The following is a 15,436-nucleotide window of genomic DNA, read 5'->3' as shown; positions in this document are numbered from 1 at the left end:
GCGCAAGAATTGGGCACGGTCGAACCCGACGGGCCGGAACCCGGCGTGGGAGGGCAGCCGTCCACGCTCCCGAAAGGCGCCGGCGCTCCCGGCCGCGCCCGGCCCGCGAAGGCGCCCTCCGCTCCGGGAATCCGGCGTGGCGGGATGATGCAGGTCGCCGCCACGCTCCTGTGGCTGCCCCAGGCCGCCGCCCTGGCCTATGCGGTGCAGGCCGTCGCCGCGGGCGAGGGCCTCGCAGGTTCCGGCATCGCCCGCTTGGATATGGCGCACGTGGAATGGGCCGCGCTTCTCGTGCTGGTGCTGGGTGTGGCGCGCGCGGGCCTCGATGCCGGCGGCTCCAGGCTCGCCTTCCGTTCCGCCCGCGCGGCGCTGTCGCACATGCGCGCCCGCGCAGCCATGGCCCTGTCCACCCGTTCGCCGCTGGACCGCGACCGGGCCTCTTCGGGCGCCGCCGCAAGCGCCATTGCCGAGCAGGCCGACGCAATCGTGCCGTATCTCGCGCGCTATACGCCGGCCCGCCAGCGGGCAAGCCTCGTGCCCCTCGCCATCCTCGGCATGATACTGCCGCTCTCGTGGGTCGCGGCGCTGGTGCTGCTGATGGCGGCCCCGCTGATCCCCCTCTTCATGGCGCTGGTGGGCTGGCGCGCCAAGCAGGCCAGCGCCGCGCAGATGATCGAGACCGGCGGCATGAATGCCTTCCTGCTGGATCGCCTGCGCGGCCTTTCCACCATCCGTGCGCTGGACGCGGTGGACCTGACGGCGCAGCGGCTTCTGGCGAACGCCCTGTCGGTGAAGGCGCGCACCATGGCGGTGCTGCGCATCGCCTTCCTCTCCTCGGCGGTGCTGGAGCTGTTCTCGGCCCTCGGCGTCGCCATGGTGGCGGTTTATATCGGCTTTCATTTCCTCGGCCCGCTTGGTTTCGGCGCCTGGGGCGGGCGGCTCTCCCTCGGGGAGGGCCTGTTCATCCTGCTGCTCGCCCCGGCTTTCTTCCAGCCGCTGCGCGATCTCTCGGCGGTCTGGCATGACCGTGCGGCGGGCGAAGCCGCGCTGGAGGCGCTCCAGCGCCTGGCACACCAGGGGCTCGCCCTGCCGGACGCGGCCGTCGCCGACCCCGTTCCGGCAGATCTCCCCGCCGATGGCCCGAGCCCGCCGCCCGGCGTAAGCGGATCTCGCGTGCGGTTCCGCCATGCCGGCTGCGAGGCGGAGAGTCTCAAGGATTTCAGCTTCGCGGTGGCACCGGGCGAACGGATCGCCCTGGTCGGCGCCAGCGGCGCGGGCAAGTCCACCCTGCTCGCGCTGATCGCCGGACTCGCGCCGCCGCTGGCCGGCGAGATCGCCATCGGGGGCATCCCCCTCGACGCGCAAACGGCTGCGTCCCTGCGCCGTCGCATCGCCTGGATCGGCCAGACCCCCCATTTTTTCGCCGGCTCGCTGCGCGCCAATATCGCGCTCGGGCGCGCGGGCATCGGCGCCGCCGAGGTGGAGCGGGCCCTCGCCTTCGCCGCGCTGGAACGTGTCGCCCACGACCATGCCGGGCAGATCGGCGAAGGCGGGTCCGGCCTCTCCGGCGGTGAAGCGCTGCGCCTCGCCCTTGCCCGCGCGGCGGCAAATCCCGACGCCACTCTCATCCTGGCCGACGAACCCACCGCCCATCTCGATGTCGCGACCGCGCGCGACGTCACCAATGGCCTGCTGCGGCTGGCCGAGGGGCGCACGCTGATCGTCGCCACCCACGATCCCGCGCTGATCGCGCGCATGGACCGTGCGATTGTCCTGGAATCGCGCCCATGAGCCGCCGGACCGCCCCGCGCCCGGGGGACACGTCCGCGCCGATGTCCCGCATGGGCGATCTCGGCACCATCCTGGCCCTGTTCTTCACCACCCGCCGGGCCATGCTGCTGGCGGGCCTGGGGCTCGCCGCCGCAACCGTGCTGGCGGGAATCGCCTTGCTGGGGCTGTCGGGCTGGTTCATTTCCGCCACCGCGTTCGCCGGTCTCTCCGCCGCGACCGCGCTTGCCTTCGACGTGTTCGCGCCGGCCGCGGCCATCCGGTTTCTCGCTTTGGCGCGGACCGCCGCGCGCTACGGCGAGCGGCTGACGACCCATGACGGCGCCCTCTCCATCCTCGCCCTGCTGCGCGAGCGCCTGTTCCGCGGCTTCGCCCAGCCGGGCGCGGCGCGCAGCCTGCTGGCGCGGCCGGCGAAGCTGCTGTTCCGCCTGACCGCCGACATCGACGCGCTGGATTCGCTCTATCTGCGCATCCTGGTGCCGGCCGGGGCGATGCTGGCGGCCGCGCTCGCGGCGGGAATCACGCTCGGAACGATGCAGGCCGGGCTCGGCCTCGCGGTGGCAGGCCTGCTGCTCCTGGCCGGATTCGGCCTGCCGATCCTCGCCGCGCGCGTCGCCCGACAGCCGGCCCGGCGCCGCGCCTATGCTCTCGAAGCGCTGCGCGCCCGGGCGATTGATCTCGTGGCGGGCCAGACCGAGCTGATCCTGGCCGGACGCCTCGCCGGCCAGCGCGCGGCGATCGCCCGTGCCGACGCCGAGGCGGCCAAGGCGGACGATGCCCTGGACCGGATCGAGACCGGCGTCGGCGCCGGCTTCGCGCTCGCCGGCACGGTGGTGCTGGCGGGCACGCTGCTCGCGGTCGGCCTGCTCGCGCGGGACGGGATGATCGGCACCCCGGTGGCGGTGCTCGGCCTGCTGGTCGCCCTGGCGGCCGCCGAGCCCTTCGCCGGGATGCGGCGCGGCGCGGTGGAACTCGGACGCACCCTGCTGGCCGCCCGCCGCATCGCGCCGCGCCTGCGGCCCCAGCCGCCGGCGTTCCAGCCCGGCCTTCCGCCCCCCGAATCGGCGGCGCGGCTGCGCGGCGTCTCGGCGCGCCACGACGGCGCGCTGCGGGACACCGTGCACGACCTCACCCTCGACATCGCGCCCGGGGCGCGGGTGGCCATCATCGGCACCAGCGGCGCCGGGAAGTCCACATTGCTGGCTCTGCTCGGTGGCGAGATGGCGCCGTCGGCCGGCACGGTCGAAGCCTGCCCCTCCACCTTGCTGACCCAGCGCACCGAGCTGTTCCAAGACAGCGTGCGCGACAATCTGCGTCTCGCCGCGCCCGATGCCACGGACGACCGGCTCTGGGACGCGCTGGCGGCGGCGGGGCTCGCGGGCCCCATCCGTGCCCTGCCGCACGGGCTCGACACCCTCTTGGGCGAAAGCGGCCTCGGCCTGTCCGGCGGCGAGAGCCGGCGCCTGGCGCTGGCGCGGCTGCTGCTGCGCGCCGCCCCGCTCTGGCTGCTCGACGAGCCGACCGAGGGGCTCGACGCCGCCACCGCCCGGGACGTGCTGGCCCGCGTGGCGGAGCAGGCGGGCCCGCGCACCCTTGTGATCGCGACCCATATCCGCCGTGAGGCCGAGATCGCGGACCACTTCATCATCATCGACGGCGGGCGCATTCTCGCCCGGGCGCAACGCGGCACGCCGGCCTTCGAGGCCGCGCTTGCCATGTTGCGTCCGGACTGAAGGTGCCCGCCCATCAACCCGAAGGCGCCCCAGCGCCAGAACCTTGCGACAGGAGGCCGGGGTCGCCCGGAGCGATGACATGGAATTCGACATCGTAAGCTTATCGCGCCTGCAATTCGCGATGACGGCGCTCTACCACTTCCTCTTCGTGCCCCTCACGCTCGGTCTCTCCGTGCTCCTCGCGATCATGGAGACCGTGTATGTGATGACGGGTCGGGTCATCTGGCGCCAGATGACCAAGTTCTGGGGCACCCTGTTCGGCATCAATTTCGTGCTCGGGGTGGCCACCGGCATCGTCATGGAATTCCAGTTCGGCATGAACTGGAGCTATTACAGCCATTATGTCGGCGACATCTTCGGCGCACCGCTGGCGATCGAAGGGCTCATGGCCTTCTTCCTGGAGGCGACCTTCGTCGGCCTGTTCTTCTTCGGCTGGGACAAGCTCTCCAAAGTGGGACACCTGGTCACCACCTGGGCGGTGGCCGCGGGCTCCAATTTCTCCGCGCTCTGGATCCTGATCGCCAACGGCTGGATGCAGAACCCGACGGGATCGGCCTTCAACCCCCAGACCATGCGCATGGAGGTGACCGACTTCTACGCGGTGCTGTTCAATCCGGTCGCGCAGGCGAAGTTCGTGCACACGGTCTCCGCCGGCTATGTGACGGCGTCCTTCTTCGTGCTCGGCGTCTCGGCCTGGTACCTGCTGAAGGGCCGCCACATCGACCTTGCCAAGCGCTCCATGACGGTCGCGGCCTCGTTCGGGCTCGCGGCCTCCCTGTCGGTGGTCGTGCTGGGCGACGAGAGCGGCTATCTCGACACCGAGCACCAGAAGATGAAGCTCGCCGCCATCGAGGCCATGTGGGAGACCGAGCCGGCACCCGCCTCCTTCACCCTGTTCGGCTTTCCCGACCAGGCGGCGCGCGAGACCCATTATGCGGTGCGCATTCCCTGGGTGATGGGCCTGATCGGCACCCGCTCGCTGACCACCGTCATCCCCGGCATCGAGGAACTGGTCGGCCACGCCCAGGAGCGCATCCAGCAAGGCATCCTCGCCTATGACGCACTCCAGAAGATCCGCGCCGCAGGTAGCGCCGCCGTCGCCCCCGACGTGCAGAAGGCGTTCGAGGACAACGGCCGCAACCTCGGCTACGCGTTGCTGCTCAAGCGCTATGTGGACGACCCCCGGCAGGCGACGCCGGAGCAGATCGGCAAGGCCGCCTGGGACACCGTGCCCGGCGTCGCCCCCATGTTCTGGTCGTTCCGGGTGATGGTGGGCCTCGGCTTCTACTTCATCGCCTTCATGACGCTGATGTTCATCCTCTCGGCGCGCCGCATGCTGGACCGCTACCCGATCCTGCTCCGGATCGCGGTGCTGTCCATCCCCCTGCCCTGGATCGCGGCGGAATTCGGCTGGGTGGTGGCTGAATACGGCCGCCAGCCCTGGATGATCGAAGGCATGCTGCCCACCGCCGCCGGGGTCTCCAACCTCGGCGCGGCGACGGTGCTGATGACCATCTGCGGCTTCGCCCTGATCTATACGATCCTCATCATCATCGAAATGGGCCTCATGGTCGGCGCGATCCGCAAGGGTCCCGCGCCGGACACCGAGCCCGAAGCGGGGCTGCTCGAAGCCCGCCTGGCCCCTGCGGAGTGATGCGCCATGATCCTGAGCGAACTGATCAATTACGAAATCCTCCGGCTCATCTGGTGGGTGCTGCTGGGCGTGCTGCTCATCGGCTTCGCCATTGCCGACGGGTTCGACCTGGGCGTCGCGACGCTGCTGCCGTTCGTCGGCCGCACGGATCTGGAAAGGCGCGTCGTCATCAACACCATCGGCCCGGTCTGGGAAGGCAACCAGGTGTGGCTGATCCTCGGCGGCGGCGCGATCTTCGCCGCCTGGCCGCCGCTCTATGCGGTGTCCTTTTCCGGCTTCTACCTCGCCATGTTCGCCATTCTCGCGGCGCTGATCCTGCGGCCGGTCGGCTTCAAGTATCGCAGCAAGCGCGACAGCGTCGTGTGGCGCACCTGCTGGGACTGGGCGCTGTTCATCGGCGGCTTCGTGCCGGCGCTGATCTTCGGCGTCGCGGTGGGCAATGTGCTCCAGGGCGTGCCGTTCCGCTTCGACAGCGAATTGCACATCTTCTATGAGGGCACGTTCTTCGGCCTGCTCAATCCCTTCGCCCTGCTGTGCGGGCTGCTCTCGGTGGCCATGCTGGTGACTCACGGGTCGGCCTGGCTGATGGTGAAGGCGGACGGCCCGGTGGCCGCGCGGGCGCGGGCCATCGGCAGCGTGGCGGCTTTGGCCACCATCGCCCTGTTCGCCCTCGCCGGAATTGCCCTGTACCTGTTCGTTCAGGGCTATCGCCTGACCGCGCCGATGGACCCGTTCGGCCCGTCCAATCCGCTGCTGAAGTCGGTGGCGATGGAGCGCGGTGCTTGGTTTGCCAACTATGCGGCCTATCCGGTGCTGCTGCTGACGCCGGCGCTGGGCTTCCTCGGCGCCGCAGGGGCCTTCCTCGGCCTGCGCGCGCGGCGGGAGGTGCCGACCTTCCTTTCGTCCGCGCTCGGAATCTTCGGCATCATCTCCACCGTGGGGGTGTCCATGTTCCCGTTCATCCTGCCGTCCTCGATCCATCCCCAATCGAGCCTGACGGTATGGGACGCGTCCTCGAGCCATCTCACCTTGTTCATCATGCTGGTGGTCACGGTGATCTTCCTGCCGATCATCCTGGCCTACACCACCTGGGTCTACAGCGTGCTGTGGGGCAAGGTGGACGAAGCCGCGATCACCGACAAGAACGGCCACGCCTACTGAGGAGAATGCACTATGTGGTACTTCGCCTGGATGCTCGGGCTGCCGCTGGCGGCGGCCTTCGCGGTACTCAACGCCATGTGGTTCGAATTGATGGAGGACGACGCCCGGCGCCGGAACACGCAAACTCCATCCTCCGACCGATAACGTCGCGTCCCCGCGCGTGAGCGCACCGGCCCCGCCGTTCCGATGGCGGGGCCTTTCCCTGCGCGCGGCCTTCCCCCGGCCGCCCAAATGCCCTAAGCGCGCAGCAGTTTCATTCCAGGGTGCCCCGCGCGCATGATCCGGCTCGACTCCATCGGCAAACAGAACGGCAAGCAGATCGTCTTCATCGAGGCGTCGGCGACGCTCCTGAAGGGCGAGAAGATCGGCCTCGTCGGCCCCAACGGCGCGGGCAAGACCACCTTGTTCCGGCTGATCAACGGTCAGGAAGCCCCGGACGAGGGGCAGGTCTCCATTGATCGCGGCACCACCATCGGCTATTTCAGCCAGGACGTGGGCGACATGGCGGGACAAAGCGTGCTCGCCGAGGTGATGGACGGTGCCGGCCCCGTCAGCACCATCGCCGCCGAGCTGCGGACGCTGGAATCGGCCATGGTCGATCCCGACCGCGCCGACGAGATGGACGCCATCATCGAGCGCTATGGCGAGGTGCAGGCCCGCTTCGAGGAACTCGACGGCTATTCGCTCGAAGGACGTGCGAGCGAGGTCCTCGCGGGCCTCGGCTTCTCGCAGGAGATGATCGAGGGCGATGTGGGCCGCCTGTCCGGCGGCTGGAAGATGCGCGTGGCGCTGGCCCGCATCCTGCTCATGCGCCCGGACGTGATGCTGCTCGACGAGCCGAGCAACCATCTCGATATCGAAAGCCTGATCTGGCTGGAGGCGTTCCTGAAGACTTTCGACGGCGCGCTGATGATGACCTCCCATGATCGCGCTTTCATGAACCGCGTCGTCACCAAGATCGTCGAGATCGACGCCGGCGCCCTGAACAGCTACTCGGGCGATTACGAATTCTACGCCCAGCAGCAGGCGCTGGCGGAAAAGCAGCAGCAGGCCCAGTTCGAGCGCCAGCAGGCCATGCTGGCCAAGGAGATCGCCTTTATCGAGCGCTTCAAGGCCCGCGCCTCCCATGCCGCGCAGGTGCAGAGCCGGGTGAAGAAGCTGGACAAGATCGAGCGCGTGGAGCCGCCGCGCCGCCGCCAGACCGTGGCGTTCGAATTCCAGGCGCCCCCACGCTCCGGCGACGACGTGGTGAATTTGAAGAATGTCCACAAAAGCTACGGCGCCCGCCGCATCTATGAGGGGCTCGACTTCCACGTGGCCCGCCGTGACCGCTGGGCGATCATGGGCGTCAACGGGGCGGGCAAGTCCACGCTACTGAAGCTGGTCGCCGGCACCACCCAGCCGGACGAAGGCACCGTCACCGTCGGCGGCAGCGTGAAGATGGCCTATTTCGCCCAGCACGCCATGGAGGTGCTGGACGGCGAGCGCACCGTGTTCCAATCCCTGGAGGATGCCTTCCCCCAGGCGGCGCAGGGCAGCCTGCGCGCGCTCGCCGGCTGCTTCGGCTTTTCCGGCGACGATGTGGAGAAGCGTTGCCGCGTGCTCTCGGGCGGGGAGAAGGCGCGCCTCGTGATGGCGCGGATGCTGTTCGATCCGCCGAACTTCCTGGTGCTGGACGAACCGACCAACCATCTCGACATCGCCACCAAGGAGATGCTGATCGCCGCCCTGGCCGATTACGAGGGCACCATGCTGTTCGTCTCCCATGACCGGCATTTCCTCGCCGCGCTCTCCAACCGCGTGCTGGAGCTGACGCCGGAGGGCGTGCACCAATATGGCGGCGGCTATAGCGAATATGTCGCCCGCACCGGGCAGGAGGCACCGGGCCTGCGCAGCTGAGCCGGCGCAGCAGCTCGGCCGGGGTGCGACGCTTTTCCGGCATGGCTGCCAAGCCTGGACGCGGGCGGCAAAAGGATTAAGTTCGCGCCGCCCGAGGGGCCCGCCCCACGGACAAGGACCAGCCGGCCAAGCCGAACCATTCTGCCGCCAAAGTTTCCGGCTGATCGCTCATTCATCGTTGAAGGACGCCGAGATCGTGGACGCTAGCCTTTCCCATTCGCCGCAACTCTCGCTGGCCAAGGACAAGATCCGGGTGCTGCTTCTCGAAGGCGTGAACGACAGCGCCGTGGAGATGCTGACCGCCGCCGGCTATTCCAACGTCACGCGCCTGCCGAAGGCGCTCGATGGCGAAGCGCTCAAGGAAGCCATCAAGGGCGTTCACCTTCTCGGCATCCGCTCGCGCACGCACATCACCGCGGACATCGTGGAAGCCGCCGACCGGCTGATCGCCATCGGCTGCTTCAGTGTCGGCACCAATCAGGTGGACGTGGATGCGGTCCGCGCGCACGGCATCCCCGTGTTCAACGCGCCGTTCTCCAACACCCGCAGCGTGGCGGAGCTGGTGATCGGCGAAATCGTCATGCTGCTGCGCCGCATTCCGGCGCGTTCCCACGCCGCGCACGAGGGCCGCTGGGACAAGTCCGCCAACAACAGCCACGAAGTGCGCGGCAAGACCCTCGGCATCATCGGCTATGGCAATATCGGCTCGCAGCTCTCGAACCTTGCCGAAGCCATGGGGATGCGGGTCCTGTTCTACGACCACACCGACAAGCTGCGGCACGGGAATACGGAATCCACGGCGAGCCTGAACGAGTTGCTGGCGCAGAGCGATGTGGTGAGCCTGCACGTGCCGGAAACCCCGGCGACCCATGGCATGATCGGCCGCGCGGAAATCGCGGCGATGAAAGACGGCGCCTATTTCATCAACAACAGCCGCGGCACCGTGGTGGATCTGGACGCGCTCGCCGACGCGCTGCGCGCCGGCAAGCTGCGCGGCGCGGCGGTGGATGTGTTCCCCGTCGAGCCCGGCTCCAACAACGAGCGCTTCGTCTCCCCGCTCCAGGGCCTGGACAATGTCATCCTGACCCCGCACATCGGCGGCTCGACGGAAGAGGCGCAGGAGCGCATCGGCGCCGAGGTCGCGCGCAAGCTGGTGGATTACAGCGACACGGGTTCCACCATGGGGGCGGTGAATTTCCCCCAAGTGCAGTTGCCGGCGCGTCCCCTGGGCACGCGGTTCATCCAGGTTCAGCGCAACGTTCCGGGCATGCTCGGGCGGCTGAACGAAGTGCTCGCGCGCCATTCGGTCAACATCGCCGCGCAATATTACGAGACCCATGCCGACGTCGGCTATGTGGTGCTGGATGCCGACGCATCCGCCACCGACAGCCAGAGCGTTCTGGAAGACATCCGCGCACTGGAGGGCACCATCCGCGCCCGGCTGCTGTACGAATACAAGATCTGAACCCGAAGCGAGCCGTCGGCCCCAGGGAAGGGAAGCCGGCGGCTCGCCCTGATGGCCCGACCGCGCCCTCGCCGCGCCCCGCGATTCGCCGCCGAAGCATTGGCCGGCGGCGGTTCATCGCTCCGAAAAGACAATCCCCGGGGTCCCCTTCCACCGGCCGCAGGCGCCGCCGCCGGGCCGCGGCCCGCGCCCGCTCTCAATTCACCTTCTCTTGCCCCTTCTCTTGCCACGTCCATGGATCTCCCCGGCAGCGCCGGAACGGGCGAGCCGGAACGTGATGGTCAAAAGCAGTCCCGCGCCGGTATAGTGGTGCTCGGACTCGGCTTGGGCCGATCCGCCGAAGGGGCTGCCTATGTTCGCCGTTCGCCTTCGAACGCTTGCCCTCCGAACGCTTGTCCTCCTGGCCCTCATGCCGGGTATCTTGAGTGCCGCCGCATCGGCCGCACCGGGGGCGGGTCATTACGAACGCCTGTGGCGTACATTCGCCCCCACCGCCGTTTCGCCCTACCCCGATGCCCAAGACCAGGAACGGCGGAGGGAGATGGGATGCGAGGCCCCGATCACCCTCGGCCTGTTTGAGAACGTGGTCTCCTTCAAGGACGGCAAGGGGTTTGACGCCGACATGGTGCAACCCCTCGCGGATGCGTCGGGGTGCACGTTCCACGTGCGCGTTCTGACGCGGGACGAGATCTGGCGAGGCCTGCGGACCGGGCAGGTGGATATGGCGACCATGGGGGCCGCCACGCCCGAACGTCGGCGCGTCGCCTTCTTCATTCCATACGGCCGCTGGCGCAACGTGCTGGTGGCGCGCGCGGGGCTGGCGCTCGATTCCGCGGAGGCGATGGAAGCCTGGATGGAGGAGCCCGGGTTCCGCCTCGGCGTCACCGAGGGGCTGCATTACGGGCCGGCCCTCGACGGCAGGATCCGCCAATTGAGGCGGGCCGGAAAGGTGTTGGCCTTCCCCGATTCCGTCGCCTCGTTCGCCGCCCTGCGCCGCGGCGAGGTGAGCGCGATGATCGAGCCGATCGTCCATGCCTATCTTCACCTCGATGCCGCCACGCGCGCGCAATTCGCGCCTTATCCTGCGCTCCGGCTTCCCGCCTTTCCCATCGGCCTCGTCTGTGCCCGCCATCGCTTTAGCCCGGCGAATATGGCGAGCTGGCAGCGCGTGATGGAAGGACTGATCCTCTCGGGAACATGGCGAGACATCGTGCGGCCATACATGCCGCCGGCCGCGCTGGACGACTTCATGGGCCTGACGCCGGAGCGTTGAGGGGGGGTCGGCTGACACCCGTTTCGCCTGCGCCGGCAAAGCGTATTGTATGTCCCACGCGTCCCCCTCGCGTATCATTTGCGGATGACCTGACGTGACGTCGATTGCCCCCCTCACGCCCTCGAAGGTTCGCACCCCCCTCTTCGCGACACGAACCTTGCCGCTCCAGCTTCTCATCGCGCTGGTGGTGGTCTGCTCGATGGCAACCCTGGGCGCGGTTCTGATGTGGCAGGGATGGCAGGTGGCGCGCGGCGCCTTGCTTGCCTCGGCAAGCGACACCGCGCAAAACCTGGGCAAGCTCATCAATGAAAAGTCGCGGCGGATTCTCGGCCCCGCCGGCGCGACGCTGCGCTATCTCTCCTTCGATCCCTTGTCCGCCTCTGACGACCTGCCGCAGCGGCTCGACCGCCTACAGGTTCTTGCCAGCACCTTGGAGCATATCCCCTTCGTTTCGGCCGTATACGCGGGCTATCCAAACGGCGAATTCTTCCTCGTGCGCAGCATCAATGACGAGCACCTGATCCGCCTTTTCGATGCGCCGCCAGCGACGGCGTTCCTGGTGCAGTCGATCACTCTGGACACGAATGGGCAACCGGTGGGGGAGTGGCGGTTCTACGACCAGGATCTGCATCTGCTGAGATCGCAGATGAAGCCGGATTACAAATACGATCCAAGAGCACGGCCCTGGTACAAGGACGCGCCCGAAGATGGCAGCGAATACCTGACGAATCCCTATATTTTCTTCACGACGGAAGACATTGGCGTCACCTTGAGCCGCCGCAGCCAGGATGGGGGCGCGGTTCTCGGGCTGGATGTCGCCGTCTCCGATCTGCACAATGAATTGCGTGATTTCCGGCCCACGCCGCACACCGAAATCGCGGTCGTCGATCACGACGGAATGGTGATCGCCTATTCGAATTTCGAACGCACGCTGCTGCGCAACGGCACCGATGTCCAGTTCAAGCAATTGGCCGCCCTGGGCGTCGATGCGCTCACGGTGCTCGGCACCCCCGGCGCCAGCGGGGCCTTCTCCAAGGTCTATGCGGCCCACGGCGAGACCTGGTTCGGCGCCTCAATTGCGCTCGACGCTTTGCCCGGCCGCAACCTTCGCCTGCTGATGGCGACCCCGGACAGCGATCTGCTCGCCACCATCCGCGCCGGCCTGAAGCGCCAATTGTGGTGGACCCTCACGCTGACGGGCGTCCTGCTGCTGGCCGGCTGGTTCGCGGGGCGGCGGCTGGGGCTGAGCCTCGCGAGCCTGACCCGACAGGCGCAGCAGATCACGCGCTTCGATTTCCGGCAGCCCGCGCCGGTTCAGAGCGTGGTGCGGGAAATCCGCGATCTGGAAGACGTGCTGCGGGACATCTGCGTCACCATTCAGAACTTCCTGATCACCACGGAAACCATCAGCACGGAAACCAAACTCGACCGGATGCTGCAAACCGTGCTCGGGCGCACCATCGAGATCACGGGCTGTGTGTTTGGCGCGGTGTATCTTGCCAACGAAAACAACTCGGCGCTTCAGCTCGCCGCCACCGCCGGCGGGGCCGGACACTCCGAGATGAACGATGCCCTCCCGGGCGAACTGCCGTTGCCCGGGCCGCATGATGTCGCCTCGGTGATTGGCTCGCTCATGCCCGGGATGGGCCAGCTCGCCCTGACCTTGCGAAGCCGGCAACAGCGTCCCGTGGGCCTGCTGCTGCTGAACCATCCGCTCAACGAGGCCCACGGCGCCGATTTCCGCGCCTTTGCGGAAAAGCTTTCCAGCGTGCTCGCGGTCGCCATCGAAACCCGGCAGTTGATCGAGGCGCAGAAGACCCTGCTCGATGCCATCATCCGCGTGATGGCGGACGCCATCGACGCCAAGAGCCCCTACACCGGCGGGCATTGCGAGCGCGTGCCGCAACTGGCGACCATGATCGTAGATCGCATGGTGGCCGAGAGCAGCGGGCCCTTCGGATCCTTCCGGCCCACCGAGGACGAGCGCTATGCCTTCCACCTCGGGGCGTGGCTGCACGATTGCGGCAAGGTCACGAGCCCCGAGCATGTGATCGACAAGGCCACGAAGCTGGAGACGATCTTCAATCGGATCCACGAGGTCCGCACCCGCTTCGAAGTGCTCTGGCGCGACGCGGAACTGCGGCATCTGCAGCGGCTTCTGGATGGCAGGCCGGAGGCGGAGTCACAGGCCCAGTTGCGGAGCGAGCACCTGCGGATGCAGGACGATTTCGCCTTCATCGCCACCTGCAATGTGGGGGGCGAGTTCATGACGGACGAGGCGATCGAGCGTCTCAACCGCGTCGCCCGGCAGACCTGGATGCGCCATTTCGACAACCGCCTTGGGCTCTCCGCGGAAGAAACGCGCCGCATGAGCGCCGTTCCCATGGAGGACTTGCCGGTCGCCGAGCCTCTGCTCTGCGACCGGCCGGAACATCTCGTGCCCTGGCACGGGCGCAAGCCGCCGGTCGAGAAAGACGATCCGCTGAACATCTACGGCTTCGACATGAAGCTGCCGGAGCATCAGCAGAACCTTGGCGAACTGCACAATCTCTCCATCCGGCGGGGCACCTTGTCGGAGGAGGAGCGCTTCAAGGTCAACGATCACATCGTGCAGACCTACATCATGCTGCTGAGCCTGCCTTGGCCGGCGCATCTGCGGCGCGTGCCGGAAATCGCCGCCACCCATCACGAGCGGCTGGACGGCAAGGGATATCCCCGCCGCCTCGCCGGCGCGCAGCTGAGCCTGATGGATCGCGTCATGGCCCTGGCGGATGTGTTCGAGGCCCTGACGGCCTCGGACCGGCCCTATAAGCCCCAGAAAACGCTGACCGAATCGCTACGGATCATCGCAGCCATGTGCCGCGAGGGGCATCTCGATCCCGAGGTGTTCCGCTATTTCATTACCTCCCGCCTGTGGGAGGCTTATGCGCTTCGCTTCCTGCAGCCCCATCAGCGCGATGCGGTGGACACCGCCGCCATCCTGGCCCTGCTTGGCCCTCCGCCCGAAGGCGAAGGGGCGAACCAGGCCAAGCGACCCCCCATCAATAATTGATGGTGGTGCGCACGCCGAACACCGCGGCGTTCTTGATGGTCGTCAGGCCGTTGGGATCGTTGGGGTTCAACACGCCACCGCCGGGATTCCAGATATATTGAAAGTCCGGCTGGATGGTGAATCCGGGCGTAACCTCGAACGAATAGGTGGCTTCCAGCACCGTTTCGCTGCTGCGCACAGGGTAATAGGACGCGGTATAGAGGGCGATATCCTGGTCCAGGCCGCGCGCATAGGAGGACACGCGCGAGGTGCCGAAGGCGACGCCGAAGGAATCGGCATCTCGCCCGGGTACCATGCCTTTGAAGTTGATGCCGCCATCGGCATAGAAGCTGATGGTGTTCTGCGCATTCGGCGCCGCGCTCACCCGGCCGAAGATGCCGATGCCCTGGTCCTTGGTGCCGGGCTTGCGATAAATCATCTGATCGAGGATCGCATAGAACGAATAATCGCCATTGCTCTGCTGCGGAATACCCAGAGAGTCCGGGTTCGCCAGCGACAGGCCGAAGATGTCATAGCGCTGGTTGGGCATGGAATTCGAATTATACCAACCGCCCACCTTCAAGGTGCCTGGGAGCCATTTGGCATCGGCGCCCTTGTTGTAGCTGTAGGCGGCCTCGCCGATCACGAACACGCCCTGATCGACCAGGAAATTCAGGCCGTTTTTGTTCTCTTCCTGCGGATCTCCGCAGCATGGCGCCGGATTTCCGTTGAACACCCCGAGCATGACCGAGAAATTGTCGGTCGGCGTCAGCTTCAGGCGCACGCCCGGGGTGGCGAGCGGATAGGCCGGGCCGCCGCTGGGCAGGTCGGCGGCGAAGAGGGCCGGCCAGCCGAAGGTGGAGTTCAGGAACAGGCTGCCGTTGTCGCTGATGGCGAATTCGGAATCCGCGGAGAGCTGGCCGAAGCGCAGGCTCGCCTTGCCGTCGGCGAAGCCCTGCTCAATGTACAGTTCGAACAGGCGGGTCGAGGAGAGGGCGTCCACATTGCTGACGCCCATGATATTGCCGAGATATTGGCCGGAGAAGCCCGAACCCTGGATCTGAAGCGCGCTGACGTGGAAGGTCGCGTTGTTCCAGTTGAACAATTTGCCGAGGTCGGCGTCCATGGTGAACAGGAACCGGCCGTTATAGGCGGTGCCGGTGCCGAGCCCGCCCTGGGTGTTGCTCCACACTTCGCCGATATAATTCACGCCGAACTGAATGCCCGCGTCCGCAAGCTTGGTGCGGGCGCCGCCCCAATCGCCCAGCCAGCCGAGCTGGGAGGCGATGGAGGGCGCGGCGGCATCGGCGGCCGGCTCTTCTGCGGCCGGCGCCTTGGTGGGAATGTCGGCGGCCAGGGCGGAGGCGCTGAGCAGGGCACCGGCGGCCGCACCGGCGAGAAGCGATCTCAGCATGCGCATGCCGGTCCATGG

General features: G+C 67.5%; 10 protein-coding genes. 9 read left to right on the top strand and 1 reads right to left on the bottom strand.

The annotated features are described in order from the left end of the window. Window positions 1–9: 9 nt before the first annotated feature. The 9 genes from cydD (at window position 10) to V5F84_RS04630 (ending at window position 14,025) form a co-directional block, all read left to right on the top strand. Window positions 10–1,791, top strand: coding sequence for a thiol reductant ABC exporter subunit CydD (gene cydD, locus V5F84_RS04670; protein WP_394043720.1), 1,782 nt, complete (start codon window positions 10–12; stop codon window positions 1,789–1,791). Between the two features lie 41 nt (window positions 1,792–1,832). Then, complete coding sequence (cydC, locus tag V5F84_RS04665; protein ID WP_394043719.1) at window positions 1,833–3,521, top strand: thiol reductant ABC exporter subunit CydC; 1,689 nt, start codon at window positions 1,833–1,835, stop codon at window positions 3,519–3,521. 79 nt (window positions 3,522–3,600) lie between these two features. Then, window positions 3,601–5,175 (top strand): cytochrome ubiquinol oxidase subunit I, encoded by a 1,575-nt coding sequence (locus tag V5F84_RS04660; RefSeq protein WP_394043569.1) that lies wholly within the window; start codon window positions 3,601–3,603, stop codon window positions 5,173–5,175. A 6-nt stretch (window positions 5,176–5,181) separates the two neighbouring features. Further along, on the top strand, window positions 5,182–6,336 hold the full coding sequence (gene cydB, locus V5F84_RS04655) for a cytochrome d ubiquinol oxidase subunit II (protein ID WP_394043568.1): 1,155 nt from the start codon (window positions 5,182–5,184) through the stop codon (window positions 6,334–6,336). A gap of 12 nt (window positions 6,337–6,348) precedes the next feature. Continuing rightward, window positions 6,349–6,480 (top strand): cytochrome bd-I oxidase subunit CydX, encoded by a 132-nt coding sequence (gene cydX, locus V5F84_RS04650; protein WP_394043567.1) that lies wholly within the window; start codon window positions 6,349–6,351, stop codon window positions 6,478–6,480. Between the two features lie 132 nt (window positions 6,481–6,612). Beyond that, the gene (locus V5F84_RS04645; protein WP_394043566.1) at window positions 6,613–8,235 is read left to right on the top strand and encodes an ABC-F family ATP-binding cassette domain-containing protein; all 1,623 of its coding nucleotides are present in this window, start codon (window positions 6,613–6,615) and stop codon (window positions 8,233–8,235) included. Between the two features lie 196 nt (window positions 8,236–8,431). After that, entirely contained in the window at window positions 8,432–9,700 is a 1,269-nt protein-coding gene (serA, locus tag V5F84_RS04640; RefSeq protein ID WP_394043565.1) for a phosphoglycerate dehydrogenase, read from the top strand. A 541-nt stretch (window positions 9,701–10,241) separates the two neighbouring features. Beyond that, entirely contained in the window at window positions 10,242–10,973 is a 732-nt protein-coding gene (locus V5F84_RS04635) for a substrate-binding periplasmic protein (RefSeq protein ID WP_394043564.1), read from the top strand. Between the two features lie 94 nt (window positions 10,974–11,067). Beyond that, a complete protein-coding gene (locus V5F84_RS04630) occupies window positions 11,068–14,025 on the top strand; it encodes an HD domain-containing phosphohydrolase (RefSeq protein WP_394043563.1) in 2,958 nt (985 codons plus the stop codon). On the opposite strand, the gene V5F84_RS04625 is transcribed toward V5F84_RS04630, so the two are convergent. Beyond that, entirely contained in the window at window positions 14,015–15,418 is a 1,404-nt protein-coding gene (locus V5F84_RS04625) for a carbohydrate porin (RefSeq protein ID WP_394043562.1), read from the bottom strand. The two genes, V5F84_RS04630 and V5F84_RS04625, sit on opposite strands and share 11 nt — an antisense overlap. Window positions 15,419–15,436: the final 18 nt, after the last annotated feature.

Source organism: Roseixanthobacter liquoris (assembly GCF_043195135.2).
Classification (GTDB): domain Bacteria; phylum Pseudomonadota; class Alphaproteobacteria; order Rhizobiales; family Xanthobacteraceae; genus NCEH01.
Note: the sequence above shows the minus strand (reverse complement) of the source record. Positions and strands in the feature narration are given on the sequence as shown.

Bases quoted from the DNA above. Each gene is read 5' to 3' on its own strand.
- V5F84_RS04635 (WP_394043564.1), top strand. From the start codon at position 10,242: ATGGGATGCGAGGCCCCGATCACCCTCGGCCTGTTTGAGAACGTGGTC.
- cydC (WP_394043719.1), top strand. From the start codon at position 1,833: ATGTCCCGCATGGGCGATCTCGGCACCATCCTGGCCCTGTTCTTCACC.
- V5F84_RS04645 (WP_394043566.1), top strand. From the start codon at position 6,613: ATGATCCGGCTCGACTCCATCGGCAAACAGAACGGCAAGCAGATCGTC.
- cydX (WP_394043567.1), top strand. From the start codon at position 6,349: ATGTGGTACTTCGCCTGGATGCTCGGGCTGCCGCTGGCGGCGGCCTTC.
- cydB (WP_394043568.1), top strand. From the start codon at position 5,182: ATGATCCTGAGCGAACTGATCAATTACGAAATCCTCCGGCTCATCTGG.
- V5F84_RS04625 (WP_394043562.1), bottom strand. From the start codon at position 15,418: ATGCTGAGATCGCTTCTCGCCGGTGCGGCCGCCGGTGCCCTGCTCAGC.
- V5F84_RS04660 (WP_394043569.1), top strand. From the start codon at position 3,601: ATGGAATTCGACATCGTAAGCTTATCGCGCCTGCAATTCGCGATGACG.